The 9,277-nt window shown below is 69.0% G+C and carries 10 protein-coding genes and 1 tRNA gene; 1 reads left to right on the plus strand and 10 read right to left on the minus strand.

What is annotated here, in order from left to right:
• Nucleotides 1–61: 61 nt before the first annotated feature.
• From WBA11_RS01645 to WBA11_RS01685, 9 genes are all read right to left on the minus strand, one after another.
• Nucleotides 62–799, minus strand: coding sequence for an endonuclease/exonuclease/phosphatase family protein (locus tag WBA11_RS01645; RefSeq protein WP_424518990.1), 738 nt, complete (start codon nt 797–799; stop codon nt 62–64).
• Nucleotides 800–1,351: 552 nt separating this feature from the next.
• Nucleotides 1,352–2,044, minus strand: a complete 693-nt coding sequence (locus WBA11_RS01650) for a prolyl oligopeptidase family serine peptidase (protein WP_424518991.1) — start codon at nt 2,042–2,044, stop codon at nt 1,352–1,354.
• Nucleotides 2,045–2,093: 49 nt separating this feature from the next.
• A complete protein-coding gene (locus WBA11_RS01655) occupies nt 2,094–2,774 on the minus strand; it encodes a hypothetical protein (protein WP_424518992.1) in 681 nt (226 codons plus the stop codon).
• A 35-nt stretch (nt 2,775–2,809) separates the two neighbouring features.
• Entirely contained in the window at nt 2,810–3,049 is a 240-nt protein-coding gene (locus WBA11_RS01660; protein WP_424518993.1) for a hypothetical protein, read from the minus strand.
• A gap of 9 nt (nt 3,050–3,058) precedes the next feature.
• A complete protein-coding gene (locus WBA11_RS01665) occupies nt 3,059–3,913 on the minus strand; it encodes an OmpA family protein (RefSeq protein ID WP_424518994.1) in 855 nt (284 codons plus the stop codon).
• A gap of 29 nt (nt 3,914–3,942) precedes the next feature.
• Entirely contained in the window at nt 3,943–4,929 is a 987-nt protein-coding gene (locus WBA11_RS01670; RefSeq protein ID WP_424518995.1) for an RsmB/NOP family class I SAM-dependent RNA methyltransferase, read from the minus strand.
• 175 nt (nt 4,930–5,104) lie between these two features.
• On the minus strand, nt 5,105–5,905 hold the full coding sequence (locus WBA11_RS01675) for an endonuclease V (RefSeq protein WP_424518996.1): 801 nt from the start codon (nt 5,903–5,905) through the stop codon (nt 5,105–5,107).
• Between the two features lie 17 nt (nt 5,906–5,922).
• Complete coding sequence (locus WBA11_RS01680; RefSeq protein ID WP_424518997.1) at nt 5,923–7,863, minus strand: mechanosensitive ion channel family protein; 1,941 nt, start codon at nt 7,861–7,863, stop codon at nt 5,923–5,925.
• A gap of 48 nt (nt 7,864–7,911) precedes the next feature.
• A complete protein-coding gene (locus tag WBA11_RS01685) occupies nt 7,912–8,325 on the minus strand; it encodes a hypothetical protein (protein ID WP_424518998.1) in 414 nt (137 codons plus the stop codon).
• A gap of 337 nt (nt 8,326–8,662) precedes the next feature.
• Here WBA11_RS01685 and WBA11_RS01690 point away from each other — a divergent pair.
• Nucleotides 8,663–8,736, plus strand: a tRNA-Val gene (locus WBA11_RS01690).
• 115 nt (nt 8,737–8,851) lie between these two features.
• Here WBA11_RS01690 and WBA11_RS01695 read toward each other — a convergent pair.
• Nucleotides 8,852–9,277, minus strand: a 426-nt coding sequence (locus tag WBA11_RS01695) for an HAD-IC family P-type ATPase (RefSeq protein WP_424518999.1), incomplete at its 5' end; no start/stop codon positions are given.

Below are 9,277 nucleotides of genomic sequence, written 5' to 3' on the forward strand. Positions count from 1 at the left end.
GGAGCGTATGGGCGCTGGAGACGTTCATGAGCCAGGCCCAATGAAAACGTCGCGCCGGGCGTCAATCGGCTTGGGTGAGCGCGGCGGTGACGGCCCGGTGATCCGAGAGCCCGGACGGCCCGACGGAGGCCTCGGTGACGGCCCAGTCCCGTGACACCAAGATCCCGTCCACGTTGACGACCGGCGTCTCGTCAGGCCGAGTGGCAGCTGGGAGCCAGCGACCCGTCACTTCCCGGAGGGTACTCGACAGGGTGGCTCGGCTCCACTGATCCGGTGACGCGTTAAAGTCACCGGCGACGATTACAGGGACGGTCTCGCCCTCGATGCGGCGAGCGAGTGCGTCGGCCTCGATGGCATGCTCCGCAAAGAAGTCCCGCAAGTTACCCGGTGTCTCCGCCCAAATCGCGGGGTCGAGCGTCCGCTCCCAACTCCACCCCACCTCCGGGTTGAACGGTCGGAGATGCACGTTGTACACGGCGACCTCCTGTCCCTCCCACTGGACGACGGTCCGGCCATAGACACCAGACCGGGGTTCGGGTGCCGCGAGGTACCCCGACTCGTAGGACACGACTGGCAAACGGCTCAAGGTCACTTGACGACCCGCACCGTCCGTTCCAGCCGTCGAGTCGACGTGGACCGTGTAGCGGCCTGACGCTAGGACTCGGGCCACAACGGGTGCGTAGGGTGCGAAGCTGACTCCGGCCTCTTGGAACACGATCACGTCAGCATCGAGCTGTTCCACGTACGCGACGACGGCGCCCTCACGTGGGTTCGTCGCGCCGACGTTGAGCGTGACCACCCGGAGGGTTGAAGCTGCGGCCGCATCCGAAGTCGGGGGTGCTGTCGTTCGGACGCTCCACCCCATGAACAGAGCTGTTAGCAGGGCCGCGCAGACGCCACCGCCCCGGCGCTTGTCGCGGGCAGCCGCAATCCCGACAGACACCGCTGCGGGAAACGATAGCGGTCCGAGAAAGGGAAGAATGCCAGCAGCTATCTGAGGCCACCACTCCGTCGAGGGCGAGTGCAACCTGGCGGATAGTCCAGAGACCCCGACGGTGACGGCACCGATCGTCCCTGCGTACACGGCTATCCACGCCATCCGACGGCGGCGCCTCTTGGTCCGCCGCGCGCGTCGCGCCTGGCGACGGCGGACGGAGGCCCAGTCCTCTGGAGTCGTCGTTTCGCTTCTCCGGCGCCGAGGCATGGGTTGGTCTAAACAAGTGAGTCTGGAGCCCTACTCTTCAGGCCGCGCGACGTTCATCAAAGTGCCGAGCGAGACCCACCGTCGGCCCGACAGGGGGCTCACGTTTCTCGGACGCGACGCGATGTAGCGGGCCGCCGACACACGCGTCTACTCGTCCTCGAGGGCGTGGCTCAGCAGCCACTCGTAGACCTCGGGGTTGGCGTACGTCTCCGACCACGAGTCGTGACCGACGCCCGGGTAGACCGTGAACCGGACGTCGCCGCCGGCGGCCTCGAGGGTGCGGACCATCCACGCTGAGGCGGCCAGGGGCACGACGGTGTCGGCGTCTCCGTGGAAGGCCCAGACCGGGACGTCACGCGCGGCCGCCAGGCCGATGGGGTTGCCGCCGCCACAAATCGCGACCGCCGCCGCGAACCGCTCCGGCATCCGCTCGATGGCCTCCCACGTCCCAAAGCCACCCATCGACAAGCCGGTGATGTAGACGCGGGACTCGTCGATACGGTAGGTCTCCATCGCCGCATCGAGGGCGGCGGCCACGCGCCCGACCGTCCACCGGCCGCCCTCCGGGACCTGGGGAGCGACGATGACGAACGGGAGGTCTCGCCCTTGGCGACGCTCCTTGATCGGGCCGTGCGTGACGGCGAGGTCCAGATCGCTGCCTCGCTCGCCGGCACCGTGGAGGAAGATCAGGAGCGGCCACTGCCGGTCGAGATCGCCGTACCCCTCGGGGAGCACGACCGCGGCCTGGCCAGAGGCCGAGTCGGTCCAGGATCCGTCGTAGGAAAGCGGGGTTTGTGCAGAGACGGCCACGGTCGTGAGCATGAGGAGGAGAGCGCGCATAGGCAACGGGGCGAGCACGAAGCTACGGGCCACCGTCCTCGAGGACGGGCTACGCCGCCCGCCGGAGACCGTCCGTCCTCGAGGTCGACCGGCGCTCGTCGGCGATCTGGAGGAGCCGGTCGAACTGGGTCTCGGAGATCTCGGGAGGCGTGCGGGTGTTGGGGACCGTGCCGAAGAGCGCGAGCCAGTCGTCGCGTGAGATCGGCGGCGGATCAACGAGGTCGAGGACGCGCGCCCGGCACGCCAGGACGGTGCCACAGTCGGCGGCGCGCTTGAGGCAGACGGCGTCCCAGTCCCCGTCGTGAACGCGGCCGTGCCAGATCGTGAGCGGGACCGGGAGTGGCGGGTTGCCGTCCACGACCAGGTTGCCTGGTGGTCTCATCTGGCGCTCGGCGTACCAGGCCGCTGCCTCGGCGTGCGTCTCGAACCGGCGCTCGACCTCGAGGACGGCGACCAACCGCCAGTGCGCGACGCGGCCGGGCACGTCGCCCCACCGCCCTTTCGTCGTCGTGTAGAGGACGCTGTCGCCGACCCCGAGGCGCGGCACGAACCCGCGTCCCCGACTCGAGGACGTCAGCGCCGGCATCGCGTGCTCGAAGTCCGGCTCCCGCCGGCTCATGCCGTTCGCGTAGGGCGGCAGCGCGTACGCCTCCACGGCTCGGCGGCCGCCCAGCGTCTTGACGAGCGGCCAGTACGAACAGAGGAAGTAGCGACCTCGAGGAGCGTCCATGCTCCAACATCGAGGTCGGGGGCGTCACCGGTCCGTCACTCCTGGAACAGCGCTGCGCTCGGCCGGATGATCGGCACGGGTGTCCCGACATCAGGCTCACGCAGTGACTCGAGTTCGGCCTCGAGGGTTACAAGATCGGCCTCGAGTTCACGGATGCGGTCGAGATCTTCCGGCCTCGAGGTGAGGCGACGTCCCCACACGAACCACCCCAGAATGAGGCCGGCTAACAAGGCGGCCGCGAGCGACAGCGCGATTTGAGAGATGAGGTAGGTCATGGGGTCAGATTAGCGCGTGCCGAGGACGAATACGACGCGGCGGTTTCGGGCACGCCCCTCGAACGTTTCGTCCGAGGTGATGGGCGCGGCCTCCCCGTAGCCTCGCGCCCTGAGCGCCGGGTCGGGCACGCCGGCCTCGATGAGGTACGCCGCGACGGCGTCGGCGCGGTGCTGACTCAGACGCCGATTGGACCGGCTGGTCCCTTCGCTGTCGGTATGGCCTTGGACCTGGACCAAGATCGCCGGGTAGCGCGTCAGGACATCGGCGACGGCGTCCAACAGTCCGCGCGATCCGGGCGCCAGTTCAGCGGTCCCACTCGCGAACGTGATGGCTCCGGTCGAGAGCACGTCTCGCAGCTCGGCCGCGGCCGCCAGAACGTCGGCGTCGTCCGAGCCGGAGACCTCGAGTTGATCCTGCCCCCTCGATGCCCAGTCGGGGTCGCGTGCGGGAGCCCCGATACGGGAGGCCGACGACGAATCGGCGGCGGAAGCGTCCGAGGTGCTGAGCGAATCAGAACCGGACGGTGCGTCTGTGGCCTCCGCGCCTCTGCCGCTCACCTCGAGGTCGTTTCGGAAGGCGCGCACACCGGGGACCGACGACAACACCTCGGAGGCGAGGTACTGCTCGCGCGCGGTCGCCGGGCCGGTCAGCACGACGTCACGGCCCTCGGTCACGACGTGCACGCCTCTGAGGCTCGACGATTCGAGCTCTCGTTCGACTCTCGAGGCGAGGTCGGTCTCGAGGCGTGGGGCCGCCTCCCACACGGTCAGCCCCGTCAGTCCCGCGACGACGAGGAGTCCGAGGATCGTAGCCGAGAAGCGGGACATCGAAGGCGGCGTGAGGGGACGCGCAAGATGCCCCATGACGGGGCACCTTTCAACCGGCGATTCGCCTAAGCCGCGCCGTCTCCCCCGATCCCGACTGTCGAGCTGTTCTTGAGAATCCGGGCCACGAAGAAGCCCTCCAAGAGCTCGTCCGGGAGCACGCGACGCGTCCGCTCGAGGGCGGGATCGAGTGGGCGCCCGCGCCACTCGGTGAGCCCGGCCATCGCGCGGTCCGCGATCGGCCCCGACGTGGGGAGCCCCGCGTCGACGACCTCGATGGCGTCGCCGAACGTACGCAGCGCCTTGGCGACGACGGACTCGTTCTCCTCCGGGGCGAACGTGCAGGTCGAGTAGACGAGCGTGCCCCCGGGCTTGAGCGCCTGAATGCCGGCCCAGAGCAGCTTGACCTGCTTAGACTTCATCTCGCGGATCTTGCGCGCGCTCCAGTAGGCCGTCGTCTCGGGGTCGTGCGTGCGAAAGCGGCCTTCGGTCGAGCACGGGGCGTCGACGAGCACGCGGTCGAAGGACTCGGGCTCGCGGCGCCAGTAGGCCGCGCCGTTGCCCATCCAGGGCAGCACGTTGGTCGCGCCCTGAGCGTAGACGTTGGCCTTGAGCTTGTAGAACCGGGGCCGCACCTTCTCGACGGCCGTCACCTCACCGTCTGGCCCCACGAGCGCCGAGAGCTGGCCGGTCTTGGAGCCCGGCGCGGCGCACAGATCGAGGACGCGGTCGCCCTTTCGGGGTGCGAGCGCGATCGGCGCCATCTGGCTGGACACGTTCTGGACGTAGACGTGGCCGTCCGCGTACGGCCTCGAGGCCATGAGCGCGGCGCGGCCATCGGCCGGGACAGAGTAGGCGCCGGCCAAGCCCTCGACGGGTTCGAGCGGGACGCCCTCGGCACGCAGGTCGGAGATGGTCTCGTCCTCGTCGCGGAGCATCGTGTTCACACGGAAGCCGGTCGCGAGGGGGGCCTCAAAGGAGGCGAGCACGCTGTCGAAGCGGTCCTCAGGGAGGATCTGCTGGAGGCGAGTTACGAACGAGTCAGGAAGCGGCACTTGGGATCCACGGGTCGGAAGCCGGAAGGATCGCCTTTTGAGAGTCGGAAGACCGGGAAAACAGCAAGGAGACGAGGAAGGCACAAGCGTGGAGGACTCGGCCTCGAGGTCGAGCCATCGATTCTTAACCCACTCGTCGCCCTCGAGGACGGACCCAGACAGGCGCCCTCGACGCCTACAGCTCGCCCTTGTAGCTCAACCGGTGCGCCAGGTGGGTCGGCTGCGGAAGCTTCACCTTCTCGGCCAGCCGCAGCGACAGCCGCCCCGCGTCGCGAAGTGTGATCCGGTGCCCGACCGAGACGTAGACGGGCTTGACCCGCTCGCGCGTCCTCAGCGCCAGCCCGACCGTCTCGCCCTTGTGGACGAGCGGCTGCGCGCTCCCCTTGTCGTCCTCGAGGTCGGCGTGGCGCCCGACCAGGATCGACTTGGCGACACCGAGTGCAGGAGCCTCGAGCAGAACGCCCAGGTGGCACGCCAACCCGAACCGGCGGGGGTGCGCGTAGCCCTGCGCGTCCAGCATGTAGACGTCTGGCAGGCTCTCGAGCTGCTCGAGGGCGGGCAGGATGGCCGGCACCTCGCGAAAGCTCAGCAGGCCGGGCACGTAGGGGAACGCGACCGGCCCCTCCCAGATCGCCTGGTCCACCACGGCCCGCTCGTACACGTCGTACACGACCACGGCGGCGCGCACGCGGTCGTCGCGGACGCTCACATCGAGGCCGGCGACCGTCTTGACCGCCTCGAAGTCGAGCGGCTCTTCGCGAACCAACGGCGACAGCTCGCGCTGGATCGCGACGGCCTCGGTCGGCGTGACGTCCCAGTCGTGGGCGTGGTGGAGGTCGAGAGCAGGCACGGCATCGAGGGCGAGAGTCGACCTCGACGCGCAGCACGCCTCGGTGGTCCCCGACGGCGAGCGAGTCAGGCGAGCCCCGTCCTCGAGGGCGAGAGCCGTCACGGCCCCGTCGGTGCCCGCAAGCACGTCGCCCTCGAGGACGGCTACGCGCTTGCGGGCGGGTCCCCGTCCGTCTCCTCGACCGGCTCCGCCGGCGGCTTGTCACGGCGCAGGAACTTGGGCAGCTCCACCTCCGGGAGGCGCGGCATCGTGACGTCGGGCAGGTCCGCGGGGTCCTCCTCGGGCATCACGTCGGCGCCGTCGGTCTCCCTCGCCGGGGTGGTGGCGGCGAACCGGGCCGCGGCGTCGTGGATGGCAGCGACGTCGGGGACGGTGGATGGGCCGTCGCGGCGGGCTTCGTAGGTCGGGCTCAGGATCTCGACGTCAGCCTCGGCGAAGCGGTCCTGGATGTGCTGGTGCATGTCGCTGTAGAGCCTCGACATCCGCATCACCTCCTTGGTGTACGCGTTGAGCTGGTACGCGACGGAAAAATCGCCCAGGGCCGTCTGGAGGACGAACGGAGGCGGCTCGGGCTCCGTCCCGACGGTGTCGCGCGCCGCCTGGATCAGCAACTGGTGGACTTTCGGCCACGGCACGTCGTAGCCGATCGTGATCTCGGTGTTGAGGACGACGCCGCTCCCGTCCCGCGCCATCGCGGAGTAGTTGACGATGTGGTTGGAGAGCACGTTCGCGTTCGGCACCGAGATGTCCTCGTTCTTGGTCGTGCGGATCCGGGTCACCAGGAAGCTTTTCTCGACCACGTCTCCGAACGCCTCCCCGATCCTCACGCGGTCCCCGATGCGGAACGCCCGCGTGTAGGTCAGCACGATGCCGGCGACCACGTTCGAGATCGCCGTCGAGGACCCGAGCGAGATCAGCAGGCCGAAAAACACTGTCAGCCCCTGAAACCCGCGGTTGTTCGCAATCGGCGTGTACGGGTAGATGAGCATCACGCCCATCACGACCAGCAGGAACTTGACGATCTTCCGCGTCGGGTCGGCGAGCTCGGCGTGGAAGCCTTTGAGCTCGGCCTCGCCCCTCGCGACGCGTGTGAAGAGGTAGTCCGCGATCCGAATCGTGTACCGGACGACGGCGATGATCACGATGATCGCGATCACGTTGTCGATCGAGGCCGCGACCGTGGCTCCAAGTTGCCGGAGCGGCGTCAGGGCCGCGCTGAGCAGGTTCTCGCCCCAGCTCTGGGTCCACGCGAACTGGCTGAAGGCGTAGGTCAGGAAAAAGTAGACCAACACGAGCGACAGCGCGATCCGCGTCACGGCCGTCAGCCCTCGGCCGAACCGGGCCACCTGGTCTTTGCCCACGACCTCGAGGGTGCCAATCTTGACGCCGCGGAGGTAGAGGCGCCGGACGGCGACCGTCCGCTGGTCGAGCCAGCCGTAGAGCCAGCCGAGACCACGGAGCGCCAAGATGAGGGCGACGAGCGCGATCGCGGACCGGCCCGCGCCCCACAGCACGCCGCGCAGCGTCGCCTGCTCTCTGAACTCGAGGACGGCCTCGACGATCTGATTGCGGTACCGCGTCGCGGCGAGCGCGCGGTTGAGCCCGAGCGCGGACGCGTCCTCGTCCGTCACGCTCATCACGATCAGGTCGCCGAGCTTGAGTGCCGTCGTGGTCTCGCCATCGACCACCTGGATGGCCGCCGGGTCGATCTCTCGGCTCCGAGCGAGGTCCGCCAACCGGGCCGAGATCCGCTCGGCACGCATCTCTGGCGAGAAGGCGCCGAGATCACCCCACACCTTGAACAGGATCCGACCCACCAGGTCCACGTCGACCCCTTCGCCGAGGACGTCGGCCATCGTCGAGGTCGAGTCCTCGAGGGCGGCGACCGCGGCGGAGTCGAGTTGGACCGCCGCTGAGTCCGACAGCGTGACCACGTTCTCGACCTCTGCGGAGTCGGCGGCGACGCTCGCCGAGTCGAGGGCGGCGACCGACGTGTCCACGGCGGCCGAGGCCAGCGAGTCGACCTGTCCCGTGGCCGGAGTCGCCAGAGCGAGAGCGAGGAGAAGGAGACGAACGGCAGCCACGGGCAGAGGTGAGAGCTCCCCTACGTTACACCGACTCGGCTCGACCGTCTAGCCCGCGTGGCACCACACGAGCCCGACCGGCTCGCATGTCCCCATGTCGACCCCTGCGCTCCCGAGCGCCTCTGCATCGAGGGCGACCTCGACCCAGACGCTCTCGACGTCTTCGCACGCGAGCGTGAGCACGAACCGCTGAGCGGCCGTCCGGCACCGTTCTCGGAGGTGGGCCTGGTGCCCGACCTCGGGCGACCGGCGGACCGTGACCATGACCCACTCGCCGTCGGCGGTGCCCTCGGGTCGGTGCTCGTCGGCGAGCGTCCGGGCAGCGCCCTCGAGGTGGACGAACGCGCACGGCGACGACGCGAACGCTCCCGACACGGAGCCCGCCTCGTCCATCGCGTACCGAACCGCCTCGAGGAGGAAGGCGGGAGCGGGCGGGGAGTGCTGGACGGCGAATCCGATCACGGGTCGGGAGGCTGGAGTGACCGGACGTGTCCAAGCTGTATGCCAACGCCTCTCGCCCAGGGTCCTGATACGCCCTCGAGGTACGGTTCACGGCATTCTGTCTTCCGCTTTGTCACGCTCCGCCCCGGGCTCTCTCTCCAGTGAACGGAGTGGTCCGTCCTCGAGGACGACGCTCTCACCGAGGACGACTTCCCGCCGTCGGGCGGTTTCGTACGGCCTCGAGGGCGAGAAGCTTCGGGGCGCATTCACACGTCTGGGGGCTCGGCGCCTTGCCGTGCGCTCCCGGCGCGGGGTATGTTCGTGGCCCTTCGATCGGGTGCCTTGCGGCCCTGACTCCGGGCTCTTAGCTCAGTTGGTTAGAGCGCGTCGTTGACATCGACGAGGTCACTGGTTCGAATCCAGTAGAGCCCACTCCAGACGAAGTTGAAGCTTCCTGTGACCAGCAGTGGGGCTTTTCTCGTTTTGTGGTACGGGAAAAGGTACAGAAGCAGCTTCGCTGGCCGTTTATGCCACCCCGCTGGGCGAGCTAGGCTCGGTCTCGGGCCGCGAGAAGGCGCAGCCCGTTCAGGCTGACCACGACCGTGCTCCCCTCGTGGCCCACGACTGCCAGGGGTAGCGGGAGCCCGACCGTCAGGATCGAGGCCACCATCACCCCGATCATCCCGAACGAGATGGCGAGGTTGACCGCCAGCGTACGTCGCGTCCGATGGCTCAGCCCGAGGAGGTAGGGGATCTTGCCCAGGTCGTCGGCCATGAGCACCACGTCGGCCGTCTCGAGGGCCACGTCGGTTCCGGCCCCGCCCATTGCGATCCCGAGCGTGGCCGCCGCGAGCGCGGGCGCGTCGTTGACCCCGTCCCCCACCATCGCGACGCCGCCCCACTCGGCCTCGAGGTCGCGGACGAGCGCCACCTTGGCCTCGGGCAGCAGGTCGGCGTAGACCGCGTCCACACC

Origin of the sequence: Rubrivirga sp., assembly GCF_049648075.1 — a bacterium.
Lineage (GTDB): Bacteria > Bacteroidota > Rhodothermia > Rhodothermales > Rubricoccaceae > Rubrivirga.

Excerpts from the sequence above, each read along its gene's own strand:
- WBA11_RS01650 (WP_424518991.1), bottom strand. The coding sequence starts at position 2,044 with ATGCGCGCTCTCCTCCTCATGCTCACGACCGTGGCCGTCTCTGCACAA.
- WBA11_RS01655 (WP_424518992.1), bottom strand. The coding sequence starts at position 2,774 with ATGGACGCTCCTCGAGGTCGCTACTTCCTCTGTTCGTACTGGCCGCTC.
- WBA11_RS01660 (WP_424518993.1), bottom strand. The coding sequence starts at position 3,049 with ATGACCTACCTCATCTCTCAAATCGCGCTGTCGCTCGCGGCCGCCTTG.
- WBA11_RS01665 (WP_424518994.1), bottom strand. The coding sequence starts at position 3,913 with ATGGGGCATCTTGCGCGTCCCCTCACGCCGCCTTCGATGTCCCGCTTC.